The following is a 17,017-nucleotide window of genomic DNA, read 5'->3' on the forward strand; positions in this document are numbered from 1 at the left end:
AAACATAATGGCAAAAGTAAACCAAAATATTATTAAAGCGCTTGAAGAAGAGCAGCTTAAAACAGACGTACCTGCATTTGGCCCTGGTGATACAGTGGTTGTACAGGTAAAAGTAAAAGAAGGTGCTAAAGAGCGTCTACAGGCCTTTGAAGGTGTTGTAATCGCTAAGCGTAATCGTGGTCTTCACTCAGCATTCACAGTTCGTAAAATCTCGAACGGTGAAGGTGTTGAGCGTGTATTCCAAACGCACAGCCCTCTTATCGATAGCGTAACAGTTAAGCGTCGCGGTGCAGTTCGCCGTGCTAAGCTTTACTACTTACGTGAGCGTTCTGGTAAATCTGCACGTATTAGAGAAAAACTTAACTAATACGCGCTGTTTATCAACGCAAAAAACGGGTTGCAGTCTTCGGATTGCAACCCGTTTTCGTTTTTAAGCGGTCTAGATTTTTATTGTAATGTTGAGTGGCGCAGGCAATATTACATATTTGAAATAAATTGACTTAAAACGCGTTTCTCTTTTTATTTACTGCAGCTTAGGTTTAAAACTTTTTTATTGTTTTTACGCAATGAGTTTATCGATATTTAGCTCACTACAAAAAACTAAAGACTCATTGATCATTCCCTACAAAAGCTTCTGAAATGTTGCCCATAATCTGACTGATAACATAAATTCACCGTTGGTTTTAACCTTGCTATATGCGATCAGCCCTTTTAACGTCTAACGTATCCTGTTAGTATTTATCGTATTGATTAGTTTACTTTTATGTAAATATAAATTTACGAAATTTGATTTTTTCAAGGTGGGATTGGACGTGGCAAATATAAGTGATTTGGCCCAACTAAGACAAGGTATAGATGAATGCGATGCGCAGCTTGTTGCCTTATTAGCTAAACGCAATGGTATTACCCAAAAAATTGGTGAAATCAAACAGCAAACAGGTGCGCCTTTACATGCACCAGAGCGTGAAGCTGAATTACTAGCTGCTAGGCGCCAAGAAGCGATTAATCAAAATGTAAGTCCCGATCTAGTGGAAGATATTCTCAGGCGGATGATGCGTGAAGCATATCAAAACCAACAGGCTAAGTTAGCGTGTGCAGCGCCATCACTTTCACCTATTGTTATTGTGGGCGGTCAAGGGGCGATGGGGCAGTTATTTGCCCAACAATTTATGCGCTCAGGTTATGACGTCAAAATATTAGATAAAGAGCAGCAAGATGATGCCCAAAGCATTTTAACCGGTGCAAAACTGGTCATGATCAGTGTACCTATTAATGCCTTAGAGTCTGTAGTTGCTAAACTACCAAAACTAGATGATGACTGTTTGCTCGTAGATATTACATCAGTAAAGCAATCGCCAATTAAAGCATTAAAAGCAGCTCATAGTGGTCCAGTTGTTGGTTTACACCCTATGTTTGGGCCTGATATTTCACATTGGGTAAAACAAACGGTAGTTGTATGTGAGGGCAGAGAGCATAAGGCGGCAAAAGGGCTATTAGAGCAGTTACAAGTGTGGGGGTGTCAGCTTGTAGAGCTAGATGCTAAAAAACACGATGAAGCCATGCAAATAATTCAGGTAATGCGACATTTAACAACGTTTGTTTATGGGCAGTTTTTAGCAAAGCAAAGCCATACTTTAGCAGAGTTACGAAGTTGCTCGTCGCCGATATATCAATTAGAGCTAATGATGGTAGGGCGTTTGTTTGCGCAATCACCTGAGCTTTATTCCGATATAATGTTGGCTCAGTTTGATGACGTTGAAAGTTTGTTAGCTCAATACCAAGATACCTTTGCACAAACGCTTGAAAAGCTTAGGGTAGGTGATAAAGCAGCCTTAATGGAGGCATTTGCAGATGCTAAATCATATTTTTCAGACTCAACTGCGCATTTTTTAACACAAAGCCGCAGTTTACTTAATAAAGCGAATGACGCTAAGGTGCTCGACTAGCTTTACATTCAAATAAATGTAAAGGGGGCACATTTTGTGCCTCCTTTTGAATAGCCTATATTTAAGTATTCACACTAACAGCTTGTAATGTTTCACTTTGGTAGCAACCTAATATGCGCACATATTGGGTATGTTCTTTAAGTTCCTCTAGCGCTTCTTTTACTTGGGTATCAGCCAAGTTTGCTTCTAAATCAACATAAAACACTTCTTCCCATGGGTTGCCAGGGGTAGGGCGTGATTCCAGTTTTACCAAGTTTATTTTGTGTTGCTTGAAAATCATCAGTGCATCAGCAAGTGAGCCGGCTTGTTGTTTGGTCGACATGATCAAGCTGGTCTTCGTAGGTATTTGATTCGACACATGCAAAGGCTTACGCGCTACGACTATAAAGCGGCTGTGGTTTTCGCTTTGATTAGCTAAGTTTGATTTAATAACTTCAAGGCCTACATTTTTACCAGCTTGAGCGGAGCCAATTGCAGCACTATTTGGTGTGCTGAGCGCAGATTGAAGTGCTGAAGATGTTGAGTCACATGTTTCATGTTGCAAATCCCCTAACCCTTGTAAAAAGCGGCTACATTGTGCGAAGGGTTGTGGATGAGCAAATACTTTTGTGAGCTGTTCAAGTTGTGTATCAGGTTTAGCTAATAAGCAATGCTCAACACTGTGTGTCACTTCACCAACAATAGATACTTGTGCGTGTTGTAGTAAATCAAATACTTCGTTAATACTGCCTGAGCTGGTATTTTCAATAGGAAGTAATCCAAAGTCTGCTTGCCCGCTTTCTACCTTGGAGGTGATTTCTTCAAACGATGAACATCCAATTTCAACGAGTTTGCCGGGGCGACGGCTAAAGTACTTATGGCAAGCAAGTTGGCTATATGAGCCTTGCCCACCTAAATAAGTAACACGGTGTGTTTCGCTTAATGCATCAGGGTTTAGGTTTTTTTGCAGCATTGCTTGCTGGTGTAATACGGAGTCTTCTAGGATTGTTTGAAAAACATTGTTTACATAATACGCATCTAAGCCAAGTGACTTGCCATAACCAATTAATTTTTCTAGTAGTGCTAGTTCACGGGCTTCATCACGAATAGGCTTGTTATTTGCAATTTTATATTCAACAACACCATGACTAATACGGCGCCGTTTAGCTAAGAGTACGAGTAAGTCAGAGTCTATTTCATTTATATCATGTCTTAATGTGTTTAATACATCGTTGGTCATTTTGGGGTTCCTCATTCCAAAAGTCATCTGCGTAAATGCAGCATATACAAAAAAGCCTCCCGGTTGGGAGGCTTTACTATTCGATTGATTTATCTCACAAACAGGCCAGCCTCTTTTATATAAAGAAGCTAAAAAAAGAAAAAATAATGCGAGAATAAAATATGTTCATGCAGTTAATGTATGGAGAGTTAGGGGTAATGTCAATAACATACTTTACTAAGATAGTGCTTAAGTATTGATTATTTCAACTTTTGTAATTTTTTTATAAAGTTTACAAAAAATTTATAATAATGAATTTGAATCTGGTATATTTCATTAACAGCTAAATAATAACAACTATTAATAATTAAGGTTGGCTTGTGCTATATAGACGCCCTCCATCGCGTTTTGGAATAAACTCTTTAAGTGTGAAATTGTCGTTACTCATATCCTCAATTTGTTTAATTGCGGGTGTTTGTGCTGCCTTTTTTATGCTTAAATCTGAGGAAAAGCAGCTGGTTTTTGAAGAGCACGAAGTACTAAAAAGCTCGACCGATTTATTAGTAAGGCAATTTAAAGAACGAATAGAAACAAAAGTTAATATTGCCAAGCAGGCTAACAACATAGTTAATGAGCAGTTATTTCAAAAAAACTCCCCAATTGATCTAACCAGTAAAGCGCAACTACAGTTTAATAGTGATGGCACTATTCGAAGCGCTTCATCGGATGGTTTATCTGCCGCGTTTTTACCACAAGAAAAGTTCACACCTTTTTACAAACAGTTATTTAATAACTCTGAAGCACTATGGGATGTTATTTCACCAACATTGGTTTATGACTTCTACAATTTTTACCTTATAACCAATGATGACTTTATCAGAATATCGCCACCTAATTGGGCGTTAAATGCTCCTGCTGATTTTCGAGTAAGCGGTGGTTCAACTTATAAGTATGTTCGCGAAAGTTTAGGCAACTCTGTAGAACCTGAATGGTCAAAGGTTTACTACGATAGAGTATGGCATGATTGGGTGATCAGTTTACTGGTCCCTATTTATTCGAATAATGAATTTATAGGGGTTACAGGCAGTGATATTACGCTTAATAAACTCGTGTCTTTTCTACCTATAGGAGACAAAGAAAAAAACTTACTTGTTTTTGATAGTAAAGGCCAATTATTAGCCCACCCAGATTTGAGTACTTCATTACTTGCTGAATACGGAAAAAATAATAAAAAAGTGGCTATGGACGAGTTTGTAAACCCTCAGCTCAAGTCAATTATTAGTGAGGCAATTGCGACAAAGCTTCCAGAATATGCAAGTTCTTTTTTACAAAATGACGAGGCTCACTTAATCAATATTCAAAAAATTGATCAGCTAGATTGGTACATAGGGGTTTATAAAAAGCGTTCTTCTACATTGTCTGCTCTGCAAGATTTGAAACTTAAGTTTTTTGGTCTTTTTATTCTTTACGCTATTTTAGTTGCCTTGTTATTGCATCAAGCCTTGCAGCATCTTGTGTTACGCCGATTGCATTCACTTGTTTATGCGGTATCGAGCTTTGGTCAGGGTAAACTAGATACTCAATTTCCAGAAGAGAATAAAGACGAAATTGGTACGCTTAACGGTTCGTTTAAAGATATGTCGGTTGAAATTCGTAAATTAATTGATGGACTTAACCAGCGAATAACTGAAAAAGAAATAGCCGAAAAAGCAGCTAATCGATTATCAAAAGCAGTCGCTTTCTCTGGCACAGGTGTTGTTATAACTGACGAGAACTTTGTTATCGAATACGTTAACCCCAAAATGTTAGAGATGACAGGTTATCCAGAAAGTCATTTCACTCGAGCGCCACTTTTAAATATTATTGCGTCTGATATGGCTATTTTGGTCGAAGATATTGATATAGACCTACGTAGTCGTAACTATTGGCGCGGTGATACGTTAATTGAAAGCAAAGATAAACAGCCTATTTGGGTTTCATTGAGCGTTTCACCGATACGAGAGGAAGGCGGTAATATCACAAGTTATGTTGCTTCCGCACAAGATATCTCGTTTGTTAAAGAAAGCCAGCGCAAAATGGAACAGCTCGCTTATTTTGACACGCTAACAGGTTTAGCAAACAGAACCTTCTTCAGAATGCAGTTGCGCAAATCTCTTGCGCTTGCAGAACGTGGTCATTATGCCTTTTCACTTTTTTACTTTGATTTAGATGAATTTAAGCGAATTAATGACACCCTTGGACATGACGCAGGCGATCAATTATTAATACAGGTCGCGAATAGACTTAAGAAGCGCCTAAGATCGGAAGATACAATTGCACGTTTAGGTGGCGATGAGTTTGCAGTATTACTCAGTGGAATTGAAAGCCAAGAACACGCAACCGATGTGGCAAATACAATCCAACAAACGCTTAATATGCCTATTATGCTAGGAAATAACGAGGTAATTATAAGCGCGAGTATTGGTATTACTATGGCGCCATATGACAGCCTCGAAGAAGATCAGCTTCTGAAACACGCGGATTTAGCAATGTATGAGGCCAAAGAGAAAGGGCGTAATACGTTCCACTTTTATAGCCAAGAGTTAAATGCAGCCGCAAATGAGCGCTTATTTATAGAAAACGAACTGCGTATTGCGTTAAAAGAAGAGCAATTTGTGGTTTATTATCAGCCGCAGATAGATAGTCGTACTCAAAAGGTTGTAGGATACGAGTCATTATTGAGATGGTTCCACCCAACAGAAGGTCTAATACCGCCAGATAAGTTTATTCCTGTAGCTGAGGCGACAGGGCTTATTGTTGAATTAGGTGAGTGGGTATTACAGGAGTCATGTAATTTCGTTGTGAGATTGACAGAGCAAAACCGTGAAAATAACGTATCGATTAACTTATCTGCTCGCCAATTTAAAGATTCGAATCTTGTGCCGACCCTAAGTAAGATGATTATTACATCGGGCGTATCGGCTAAACGATTACATTTAGAGTTAACTGAAAGCATGTTGATGGGGAACGTAGAGGCTGCTATTGCTCAACTTCATGAGCTAAAAGCACTAGGTATTTCTATTTCAATCGATGATTTTGGAACAGGGTATTCTTCGCTTAGTTATTTAAAACGTTTTCCGGTAGATATACTCAAAATAGATCGTTCATTTGTGCAAGATATCCCAGAAGATAGCAATGATATGGAGATTACAGCCGCTATTATAGCAATGGCTCAAAAGCTTAATTTAGATGTGGTTGCTGAAGGGGTAGAAACCATAGAGCAAGTTGAGTTTTTACAAAACAACAACTGTTTTATAGTGCAAGGGTACTATTACAGCCGCCCAATTCCTGAGTCTGATTTACCAGACTTATATTTAAAGCTGGGTGAAGTACCATTTAAAAAAGTAATGTAGTTTTATAATTGCGGGTTAACCACCCGCAATTTTCACTTTAAACTTCAAGCCCTCTAAAATTGCTTTTAACTTATCTCGGTCATCGCCTTGGACTTCTATAACACCTTCTTTTACAGCGCCACCTTGGCCCATTTTACTTTTTATTGTTTTAGCTAACTTTTTTAAGTCATGTTCTTTTGGGTCTATGCCAACAACAAGCATTACGCCTTTACCTTTACGGCCTTTTGTTTGACGCTCAATACGAACAAACCCATCTTTGAAAAGCTTAATATCAAGCTCTTTTTCTGGTTTTGGCTGGTCAATGCGTCCAGTGCTTGTTGAATATACTAAGTGACTATCTGTCATGGTTTACCTTATTCAGTCAAAATGTATTAAATAATGGCGTAAATAATAGCAAATTTGCTGTTGTGTGTTTTTCTTTTTGCTAAATACTTTTAACAGGTTATATTTAATCAAAGATACATTTAACGGAGAAATCGATGAATTTAACTACCCGTACATCAGCCGATGGAAAAGCGCTAACAATACAAATAAAGGGAAAGTTTGACTTTAATTTAGTGCAGTCTTTTCGCCAAGCCTATGCTCAGATAGACAGTAGCACTAACAAAGTGATTGTAGATTTAAGAGAAACTGACTATATGGATAGTTCTGCACTAGGCATGCTTTTAAATATGAAAAAAACATTAGAAGATAAAGTGACTGTGTTTGAAATCACTAATTGCCAGCCACAGCTGAAAAAAATATTACAAATATCGCGCTTCGATAAGAAATTTGATATTAGCTAATGTCAGCACACGTTCTTATTGTCGATGATCAGGCATTAAACCGTATTTTATTAAGTCAAATGCTCAAAGATGAAGGTTATCAGGTATCGATGGCCTTCAACGGCCAAGAAGCAATTAAAGTCCTTGAGCATAAAGCCATAGACATTGTGTTACTCGATGTAATAATGCCGGTTATGGATGGTTTTGAGACAGCCAAAATAATAAAAAATAAATACAGTGAAGTTTATTTACCTATTATTTTTATTACTTCGTTAGACGACAAAGCAAGTTTTGAAAAATGTTTAGAAGTCGGCGGGGATGACTTTATCCACAAGCCATTTGATAAAGTTATTCTTCACGCAAAAATTAAAGCTCATAGAAGAACTCGTGAGCTAAGCAAAAAAGCCAACCAACAAAAGCAACTACTCGAGTATCACCACAATCAAATTGAACGTGAACACGAAATAGTGGAACACATATTTAATAATTCGCTCGAGAATCAAGATGATTTTAAGCAACATCTAGATTTTAATTTGTCGCCAGCGTCCATGTTTAATGGAGACATGTTTTTAGTTGCGCAAAGTCCAATAGGTAACTTGTATTGTATGCTGGGTGACTTTACTGGGCATGGCTTGGCAGCTGCTATAGGTGCGCTACCTGTCTCTCGCGCATTTTATACAATGGTAAATAAAGGTAAGGCCGTTAATGATATTGCCTTTGAGCTAAATACACTTCTTTACAACCTGTTACCGGGGCATATGTTTTGCGCGGCTACCATTGTTGAGCTCAGTGCGTCAGGAAAAAGTATATCAGCGTGGCTTGGTGGCTTACCCGATGCATATTTGATCAATACTAAAGGTAATATAGAAAAGACATTAGAGTCTCAACACATGGCATTGGGTATATTAGACAAACATGAATTTGAGTACGATTTAATACATTTTGAAGTAAATAGTGATACACGTTTAGTTTTTGCTACCGACGGCATAACAGAAACCACTAATAAGCAGGACGAGTTTTTTGCTGAAGAACGCTTTATAGCATCATTAAAAAGTAAGCCCATGATCTCTTGTGAAGATATAATTGCTGATGTAAGTGATTTTGCGCAGGGCTTACAACAACAAGATGATGTAAGCATTGTCTTGCTTAACTGTTTGCCTTTGCAGGTGGAAGAAAAGCCGAGAGAGCCTTTTTCAACGCTTGCCTTCAATTTGTCATTAAGCCTTAATTCAAAGCAAATTAAGCAAACCGATCCTGTCTACGATATTGTCAATATTCTTAGTCGTATTGAGGGATTAAATGATCATCGCTCAAACATTTTTTTACTCCTTTCTGAAGCTTATAACAATTCACTTGATCATGGTGTTTTAGGATTAGACTCCGCAATAAAGCTGCAAGAAGACGGTTTTTTTAAGTTTTATGAAATGCGTGAGAAAGCCATAAGTGAGTTAAAAGATGCCATGATCATTATTGATATACGCTACTGCCCAGAAACACTCAGTTTGTATTTTATCATTTGTGATTCGGGGAGGGGGTTCAGTAGCCAATCAAATGATGAAATGAGTGGCAATAATGAATTTGGGCGTGGTCTTTCACTGCTTGAAGAAATTGCAGAAAAAGTCACATATAACGCCAGTGGTAACCAAGTAGAAATGTCCTATAAGTTGATCTAGCTCTGTGAAAATATCCATGCTATCATTTCTGGCAACTTAGATGTATGGATGGCCAAATGATTTCTTCTTATTTAACGCAAGCGCAGTTGCGCGTTAATGCAACCTTAATTACAGCCGAGCTTGAAAAGCTTGAACACTATTTAGCGCATACATCTTTGCCAGAAACGCGTTGGCAGTATCAAATACCTGAATTAGGTGAAGGCGGAGCGTGTAGCTTATTTGGTTACTTGCAAGATGAGCCTTTTAACCTTGCTGATTTTATAAATAACAATAGTAATACCAATAGCAAGCTTGCACAGCTGCAAAGTATTGTTAACTATGTTCACGCGCAAACGGGTGTTGACTGGTATGGTATTTATCAATCAACAGACACTGACGAAGGTAAGCAACTTTTAAAGCTTGCTTATCATGGTGTACCTAGCCGCCCTCTATTTCCGCTTACAGAGGACTTTGCTGCAGGAAGCAATAATGTTCAAGTGGCGTTATCACAAAAAGGTCGCATTATTAATAATGTAGAGAAGTATTTAGCACAAGGTGGAGAGTATTATACCTGTGACCCTAAAGTTAAATCTGAAGTATGTTTGCCTTTATTTAATGCCCAAAATGAGTGTGTAGGTATTATTGATGCTGAAGCATTTGATAATGACTTTTTTGATGACAAAGTTTTGGCCATTTTAATTGCGTGTTGTATTAAAATTCCTCACTCACTCGTGTAAATAACACTAGTCAACGTGATGTGCTTTTATGTTAAGCTAAGCTTAATTGCTAACCCATAAATATAGATAAGAGATAGCCCATGTTCTCAGTATTAAAACCATTACCAACCGATCCTATTCTTGGCCTTATGGCGGCCTATAAAAAAGATACAAACCCTAATAAAATTGATTTAGGTGTGGGTGTTTATAAAGATGAGCACGGTAATACACCTGTATTAAACGCAGTGAAGAAAGCAGAAGCATTTCGCTTAGAAAATGAAACAAGCAAATCTTATATTGGCTTAGCAGGTAACTTAGACTACTGTCAAAAAATGGAACAGCTATTACTTGGTGAGCACCAAGCATTATTAGCAAATCGCGTGCGTACAGCACAAGCACCAGGTGGTACAGGTGCACTTCGTGTTGCTGCTGAGTTTATTAAGCGTTGTAATACAGATGCAACTGTATGGGTTACTACACCTACTTGGGCAAACCACATTAGTTTATTTGAAGCTGCGGGTTTAACCGTAAAAGAATACCCGTACTACGACTACGAGAATAAAGACCTGCTATTTGATGAGATGATCAATACCCTTAAGCAAGTACCAAAGGGTGATGTAGTGCTATTACACGCATGCTGTCATAACCCAAGTGGCATGGATTTAAACGAAGCTCAGTGGAACACAGTAGCAGAGCTTGCTAAAGAAGTTGGCTTTACACCATTAGTAGATATAGCTTACCAAGGCTTTGGCTCTTCACTAGAAGAAGATGCACGCGGACTTCGTATTTTAGCTGATGCCGTTGAAGAGTTAATTATTTGCTCATCGTGCTCTAAAAACTTTGGTTTATATCGTGAGCGTATCGGTGCATGTTCATTAATTGCAAAAGACAGTGCGACAGCTGATGTGTCAAACTCAGTAATGTTAAGTGTGGTACGTAGCATTTATTCAATGCCTCCGGCACATGGTGCTGATATTGTTAACACTATTTTAAGCAGTACAGAGCTTACGCAAATGTGGCATGCTGAACTTGATGAAATGCGTACGCGTATTAATGGCCTTCGTAGTTTAATTAAAGAAAGCCTAGCATCAAAAGACATAGCGCAAGACTTTTCATTTATTGAACGTCAACACGGTATGTTTTCGTTCTTGGGTATTAATAAAGAGCAAATTGAGCGATTACAAAAAGAGTACGGCATATACATTGTTGGCTCAAGTCGTGTCAACGTTGCCGGTGTTAGCAAAGCAAATCTTGATTACTTTGCAAATGCAGTTGCTGACGTTTGTAAATAAACGTAGCTAATATAAAAAAACCGCAATCCATTAATCACGGTGTGCGGTTTTTTATTAACTAAATTTTGGTATTACAAAAGCAAGCTTTAACCAATTGCAGGTATAAATCCACTCATTTGCATAAATTGCGCAGTAATTATTAGCACACCACATAACGCTGCAATCAATAGCCCTATACTTCCACTGCGTACTTTATAACCAGTGTTGGTACTGGTTGAGGCACGTTGTTTATAAACCATAGTAACAGGTAAAAATACAGCCAGTACAACTAAAGCTATGGCGGCATAGCCAAGGGCCATTATAAAGCCTTGCGGGTAAAAAAGAGCAAATCCTAAAGGCGGTATAAATGTAATAAGCGCTGTTATAACACGGCCTTGGTTGTTATCTCCTTGTTTAAATGCATCAGCAAAAAAATCAAATAAACCTAAGCTTACACCTAAAAATGAAGTCGCTAACGCTAAATCAGCAAATAATTCCACCGCTATAGATACATTTGAATTATGTGCAATACTTGCAACACTGGCTACAAAACCACTTAAGCCCTCACTATTGAGTAAATCGCTTTGGCTCATAATACCTTGGCTTAATAGTTGCCAAAATATGTAAATCACCAAGGGCAATGCTGCGCCTGCAATCATCACTTTACGCAGAACTTTTACGTCAAGACCTACGTATTTAACAATTGATGGGATAGAGCCGTGAAAACCAAAAGATGTAAATACCACAGGAATTGCCGATAATATTAGCCCTTGCTCAACGGGCATTTCGAGCAAGTGCTTTGATTGTACATAGGGCGTAAGCATATAAAATAGGCTAGCTAAAACAATCACCTTGATTGAAAAGAGTATTCTATTAAATTTATCTACCTTGCTAGTCCCTAGTGTAACCACGCTTGCAATAATGACCGCCAAAATAACGGAGCCAAATTGGGGGGCAATTTCTAATTCAAATCCAAGATTGATTCGCTCTTGAAGCTGAGCACCACCGCCTGCGATATAAGCTGCACATAAAGCATAAAATAAAAACACCATTGAAAAATTGGCAATGTATTGACCGCGCTTCCCAAGCCAGCGTTTAGCAAGTGTATTTAACGTTGCATCACGAGGGGCAAACTGATGTAGCTCTAGCATCAGCAAGGCGGTGTAAGTCATTAATATCCAGCTTGCAACAATGAGTGCAAGTGCAGTCATAAAGCCTAAACCAGCAGAAGCGATAGGTAAAGCAAGCATACCTGCACCAATAGTGGTACCAGCTACAATTAACATGCTACCTGTTGTTTTATTTTTGAGCACTTAATTACCTTAATTATTATTAATTTACACGCACCATATAACTAGAACGGTAAAACTCAAATAGTTTTGTTATAAATGGTATTAAATAAAATGTAACTTACATTTTACAGCTGTATATTTAAGCATTATTTAATCTTTAATATGATTAAATATCTATTCATAAACCCTTTACAGCGTATAATTTTATTACTAGATATTGAGCGTTTATATCTTAAGATTAAACTGACAGTTAAGTACGTGTACTGTAACTAATTTATTTATACGCTTAGCTGGTTTTTTCCCTTAAAACCCACTCGCTTTATTTTTAACTTACAAAGGAATGGCACGTGCCTGTTAAGGTTTCTTATTTTTTAATGGTTCTTATATGGTCCACCACACCGCTGGGTATTGTGTGGAGTAGTGAGAGTGTTTCGCCATCACTAGCGGTGTTAATGCGTATGCTCGTTGGGCTATTCATTGGTGCGCTTGTTGTTGCAGTCACTAATGTAAGAGTGCCATGGAGTAAACAAGCTTGCCTACTCTATGCTTACTCAAGCATTGGTATTTTTGGTGGCATGTTATTGAGTTATATGGCGGCTAGAACAGTGCCTTCTGGCATTATTTCACTTATGTTTGGATTGGCACCTATTTTATCGGGATTGCTTGCTCAACAGCTATTAAACGAGCCTAAATTTAGTTTAATAAAACTCATTGCTTTAGCAAGTGCGTTAGTCGGACTTTATTTTGTAAGCTATAACCAAGTACAAAACTCACAAACTCAGGGGCTTGGGCTTGTATATGTGTCTATGGCTGTATGCTTTTTTAGCTTAAGCGGTGTGATGATAAAGCGGGTGAAAATTGCAATTCACCCTATGGCCACAACATTTGGTGCACTAGTATTTGTAACGCCATTATTTTTTATTGCGTGGTGGGTGCTTGATGGTGAGCTTAATATACAAAACTGGAATTTAAGGTCGCTTTGGGCAATTGGTTATTTAGGACTATTTGGGTCGTTAATAGGGGCATTAGCATATTTTCATGTTTTACAAAACTTAAACGCGAGCACCGTTGCGTTAACAACACTTATTACACCTAGCTTTGCAATAGGGTTAGGTGCGTGGCTTAATAACGAGCCACTATGTAAAGAGCTAATAATTGGCGCTGCTATTATTGTAATTAGTTTAGGCTTTTTTCAATTTGGTGATAAATACTTAAAAACTAAAAGTAAGCGCTAGGGTGTGTTTAACTTTGTGGCTTGAAGCCTGTTTAATCGAGGGGCGGTTAATTAAATCACGGCGCAAAGTTTGTAACCTCGTAAATTAAGTAAAATCCCCTACATCTTAGCTATTTGAATGACCAAACGGCGGTTTTTATCGCGGCCTAAAATATTATCGTTGGTGTCTACAAAGCGTTTTTCACCAAACCCCGTTGTTTTTACTTTATTTTCATCCACACCTAAGCTCACCATATAATCTTTTATCGCTTTTGCACGCTTACGAGATAGGTCTAAGTTGTTCCAACGACCGCCATAACTGTCGGTATAAGAATCAATACTAATGGACTCAATGGTTGAATCGTTTTTTAGATACTCAGCAATTTTATCAAGGCGTTGCTGGGATGACTTAGTTAACTTACTGCTATTAGATTGATAGTTCATCACTGTAAACGAAATATCCTCAAAGCTGTAAGGTAATAGTTCGTCACGGCATTGCAAAAAGGCCCAATAGGCTTGCTTAAAGTTTACACTTGAAATACCAACGGCAATTTTATCGGCACTATTTTGCCAGTCTTGGTAATAAAAAGTGGGGTAAAACCCTTTTTCAAGTTCTGTAAGCATTTCCCAAGCAGTTTGATTACCGAGTTCACCATCAAACTTTTTAAGTAGTTTCATATTTGCTATGTCGCGTGCTGGCAGCCCAGAGCGCCAAGAAGGAGGAACTGCTTTAAGCCCTGCAATGGCGTAATTTTCAGGGCGAACAACCATATCTAAATTGAAAGTTAGGTTTTTATTTTTACTCGCCGATGCTTTAAAAATAGCCTCGCCATAGTAAGGTACCTCATGGTTCAACTGACATTGCAAACGTGTTGTTTTAACCACTTCCCAATTTGAACTGTCTTGATTTGCAGAGTAATTACGCATGGCCGCATGTGCACTGACGCTCAATAGCGCAGAGCTAATACTAACGCTCATTAATAATAACTTTAATTTCATCAAAGACTCCCCGTAAACCCGACACGCCAAAAATTTGGCTTTGTTCAGTACTACCATATTATATAGCAGTTAACACTTAGCTAGTATCACTTAAAGCAAGTTGTATGCCTAAAATTATAGGAATAAATAATAGGAAAAAGTCCCTAGCCGAACGGCACCTACTTTTGACATAATAGAAGGCTTATACCTACAAACCAAGAATACTATGGCAAATACTGAGCAAACCCTTTTCGCAAAACGCTTTCGTGGCTTTTTTCCTGTTGTTATTGATGTTGAAACTGCTGGTTTTAACAAAGAGACAGATGCATTACTTGAAATTGCAGTCTCTGTTTTAAAAATGGATGATGACGGGTTGCTTAGCATAGATCAAACAGTGCATTTTCACGTTGAGCCGTTCGAAGGCGCAAATATTGAGCAAGCAGCAATTGAGTTTAACGGCATTGACCCATTTTCGCCATTACGAGGTGCAGTCGCAGAAGAAGACGCTATCAAAGAGATTTGTAAGGTCGTGCGTAAAGCGCAAAAGGCAGCAGGGTGCCAGCGTTCTGTTATTGTGGCGCATAACGCTGCGTTTGATCATGGCTTTTTAAATGCGGCTATTGAGCGCAATAATATAAAGCGCACACCGTTTCATCCATTTGTCAGCTTTGATACAACAACGTTAGCAGGGCTTGCTTTAGGTCAAACAGTATTAGCTAAGGCTTGTCGTGCGGCTGGAATTGAATTTGATAACAGTCAAGCACACTCGGCACTTTACGACACAGAACGCACCGCTGAATTATATTGTTTAATTGTAAACCGTTGGCAAGAGTTAGGCGGTTGGCCACTTGCGCCACTCGATGAGAGTGGCGATGATGAAGCCGCCAAGGAACCTAAAACGACTGAGTAATTTTACCCTCAGATAATCTTACGAAGTGGGGGGGATAAATACGCGAAAACTGTTTTGTTTCTTTTGCTATTTTAAGCTCCACACCAGGGTGCATTAATTCGTTCACTTTTAAGCGGCTAGAAGCTAATAGCTGGGCTATTTTTCTTTTTACGAGTGCTTTTTGTTGCTTAACATGACGAGAGCGGGCATTTACTTGCTTTTCGTTAGCAGTAATTTTATCAGTAAATTGCTTGCGCTGAGCAGGGTTAGTTATTTTCTCTGCTTTAGTTCGCGCATTTTTTAAATCCAGTAATTTAGTACTTAATACCTTTTCAAAGTCGTTAATTTGGCTTTGCTTATCACGCAGTTCAAACCAATTTTGTGCTAAAAATACACGCGTTTTAGTACCAGCAGGCGCACCTAATTCACCTGTTTCAATACGCATTGCATCAAATATATTACCACCTATAATTTTGCCACGAGGGTTATCGGCTTTGCCAACACGTATTAAACGTTTAGCTGTTAGATCACAATGTAATACTTGGCGCTCTATGAATAAGCTTTGTTCAGTTTTAATATCACAATATTGAGCATAGCCTATAGAAATTGTACGCTTGGCTGAAATACGACAAGTAAATGCTTCCTCGCTTTCACGATTTCGGCCTATGGCACCTAATACAATAGTTACAGCACTTTCGCTTTGCACAATCCCTGATTCAACAAAGCCTAAAACAGTAATGTCACCTTTCGCTTTTACTCGCATTCCGTCTTTTATATCGCCACTAATAATTACACTGCCGTCAAAATCAATGTGGCCTGTACTTACATCTACATTATCGAAACATAAAACGTCGTCAACGCGCATTCCACGTGGCAGCGCAACAGGAACGCCTTTGCAATCTGCAATCAGTAAATTAGGGTTTGTTGGGTCTATTTTTGTCCCTTCAAAGGGTTGTAGTTCAAGTTCTTTTCCTGGCGAAGCAGGGATAATATCGCCAAACACCGTGTATCCGTCTTCACCCTGGGTGGCGGCTATACGTTGCATAAGAGGAGTGCCCGGTTTAACAGTAATAATAGCCCCAAGATCTTTCATATCAACTTTACCGCCAGCGGTTGCTTGCGGGCTTAAAACGCGATCTTGTGCTGTTGAACAAAGGCGAACAAATTTAGCATCGCTACCTTCTTTTGGATTGCGGCCATGGGCTACAATAGCGCTATATGCCACACCTGAAGCTTTTTCAAACTGTTGGCCTAAAAAACTATCAAGCGCACGCGGACTAATCCCTTTTTTTACACCTGCTTGGCTAAGCGCCTCTTGCGCATCTTCCATTGTTAGCAGTGATCCACCTTTAGCTGTAGTAATAGTGGCCTCTGCAACCATATTCTTTTCATCAATATTAATAGCGATAGTGGCATCCACTGCTTTAGCAATCACCAAAGATACTTCTTTGTGGTTTTTAGAAGGCGCAAAAAGTTTCCCGATATTAGCTGTAATAGTTTCATACTCGCCAAATTCAGATTGTTCAAACATTTCAATTAATTGAGTGCTTGTGACCGGAAAACCGCTATCAATAGGATGTTTAATTAAAGAAACACACCCTGTATTTTTATCTAATGAAAAAACCGACATTTTAAATCCCTACTTCTTATGCCTGTTATTATTCTTAACCTTTACAGTTACAACTAAACCTTTAGCACTAGCTGGC

At 38.6% G+C, this 17,017-nt stretch carries 14 protein-coding genes; 9 read left to right on the forward strand and 5 right to left on the reverse strand.

Features of this window, described 5'->3' with window-relative positions:
• Positions 1 to 7 precede the first annotated feature (7 nt).
• Positions 8 to 367, forward strand: coding sequence for a 50S ribosomal protein L19 (gene rplS / locus PMAN_RS03375; protein WP_008132530.1), 360 nt, complete (start codon positions 8 to 10; stop codon positions 365 to 367).
• A 445-nt stretch (positions 368 to 812) separates the two neighbouring features.
• Positions 813 to 1,946: a bifunctional chorismate mutase/prephenate dehydrogenase gene (tyrA, locus tag PMAN_RS03380; protein ID WP_006794677.1), complete on the forward strand. Its 1,134-nt coding sequence runs from the start codon at positions 813 to 815 to the stop codon at positions 1,944 to 1,946.
• Between the two features lie 61 nt (positions 1,947 to 2,007).
• Here tyrA and PMAN_RS03385 read toward each other — a convergent pair whose 3' ends face one another.
• Complete coding sequence (locus PMAN_RS03385) at positions 2,008 to 3,165, reverse strand: chorismate mutase (RefSeq protein ID WP_008132528.1); 1,158 nt, start codon at positions 3,163 to 3,165, stop codon at positions 2,008 to 2,010.
• A 359-nt stretch (positions 3,166 to 3,524) separates the two neighbouring features.
• Between PMAN_RS03385 and PMAN_RS03390 the strand changes: the two genes are divergently transcribed.
• On the forward strand, positions 3,525 to 6,536 hold the full coding sequence (locus PMAN_RS03390) for a bifunctional diguanylate cyclase/phosphodiesterase (RefSeq protein WP_010555943.1): 3,012 nt from the start codon (positions 3,525 to 3,527) through the stop codon (positions 6,534 to 6,536).
• A gap of 15 nt (positions 6,537 to 6,551) precedes the next feature.
• On the opposite strand, the gene PMAN_RS03395 is transcribed toward PMAN_RS03390, so the two are convergent.
• Positions 6,552 to 6,881 (reverse strand): SUI1 family translation initiation factor, encoded by a 330-nt coding sequence (locus PMAN_RS03395; protein ID WP_010555944.1) that lies wholly within the window; start codon positions 6,879 to 6,881, stop codon positions 6,552 to 6,554.
• Between the two features lie 134 nt (positions 6,882 to 7,015).
• Between PMAN_RS03395 and PMAN_RS03400 the strand changes: the two genes are divergently transcribed.
• From PMAN_RS03400 to PMAN_RS03415, 4 genes are all read left to right on the forward strand, one after another.
• On the forward strand, positions 7,016 to 7,321 hold the full coding sequence (locus PMAN_RS03400; protein WP_006794681.1) for an STAS domain-containing protein: 306 nt from the start codon (positions 7,016 to 7,018) through the stop codon (positions 7,319 to 7,321).
• Positions 7,321 to 8,973: a fused response regulator/phosphatase gene (locus PMAN_RS03405; protein ID WP_010555945.1), complete on the forward strand. Its 1,653-nt coding sequence runs from the start codon at positions 7,321 to 7,323 to the stop codon at positions 8,971 to 8,973. Before PMAN_RS03400 ends, PMAN_RS03405 begins: the two co-directional genes overlap by 1 nt.
• 56 nt (positions 8,974 to 9,029) lie before the next feature.
• Positions 9,030 to 9,689, forward strand: a complete 660-nt coding sequence (locus tag PMAN_RS03410) for a GAF domain-containing protein (protein WP_033034933.1) — start codon at positions 9,030 to 9,032, stop codon at positions 9,687 to 9,689.
• 80 nt (positions 9,690 to 9,769) lie between these two features.
• Positions 9,770 to 10,960 carry an amino acid aminotransferase gene (locus PMAN_RS03415; protein ID WP_006794684.1) on the forward strand — a complete coding sequence of 397 codons (1,191 nt, stop codon included), beginning with the start codon at positions 9,770 to 9,772 and terminating at the stop codon, positions 10,958 to 10,960.
• Between the two features lie 86 nt (positions 10,961 to 11,046).
• Here PMAN_RS03415 and PMAN_RS03420 read toward each other — a convergent pair whose 3' ends face one another.
• The gene (locus PMAN_RS03420; protein ID WP_010555947.1) at positions 11,047 to 12,252 is read right to left on the reverse strand and encodes an aromatic amino acid transport family protein; all 1,206 of its coding nucleotides are present in this window, start codon (positions 12,250 to 12,252) and stop codon (positions 11,047 to 11,049) included.
• Between the two features lie 326 nt (positions 12,253 to 12,578).
• On the opposite strand from PMAN_RS03420, the gene PMAN_RS03425 reads away from it, so the two are divergent.
• Positions 12,579 to 13,466, forward strand: a complete 888-nt coding sequence (locus tag PMAN_RS03425; RefSeq protein WP_010555948.1) for a DMT family transporter — start codon at positions 12,579 to 12,581, stop codon at positions 13,464 to 13,466.
• Between the two features lie 98 nt (positions 13,467 to 13,564).
• Here PMAN_RS03425 and PMAN_RS03430 read toward each other — a convergent pair whose 3' ends face one another.
• The gene (locus tag PMAN_RS03430) at positions 13,565 to 14,443 is read right to left on the reverse strand and encodes a flagellar protein MotY (RefSeq protein ID WP_006794687.1); all 879 of its coding nucleotides are present in this window, start codon (positions 14,441 to 14,443) and stop codon (positions 13,565 to 13,567) included.
• Positions 14,444 to 14,648: 205 nt separating this feature from the next.
• Between PMAN_RS03430 and rnt the strand changes: the two genes are divergently transcribed.
• Positions 14,649 to 15,332, forward strand: a complete 684-nt coding sequence (gene rnt, locus PMAN_RS03435) for a ribonuclease T (RefSeq protein WP_010555949.1) — start codon at positions 14,649 to 14,651, stop codon at positions 15,330 to 15,332.
• Here the strand turns inward: rnt and PMAN_RS03440 are convergent.
• Positions 15,316 to 16,941 (reverse strand): DUF342 domain-containing protein, encoded by a 1,626-nt coding sequence (locus PMAN_RS03440; RefSeq protein ID WP_006794689.1) that lies wholly within the window; start codon positions 16,939 to 16,941, stop codon positions 15,316 to 15,318. The genes rnt and PMAN_RS03440 overlap by 17 nt on opposite strands.
• Positions 16,942 to 17,017: the final 76 nt, after the last annotated feature.

This window comes from Pseudoalteromonas marina (genome assembly GCF_000238335.3).
In the GTDB taxonomy this organism is placed as follows: Bacteria; Pseudomonadota; Gammaproteobacteria; order Enterobacterales; family Alteromonadaceae; genus Pseudoalteromonas; species Pseudoalteromonas marina.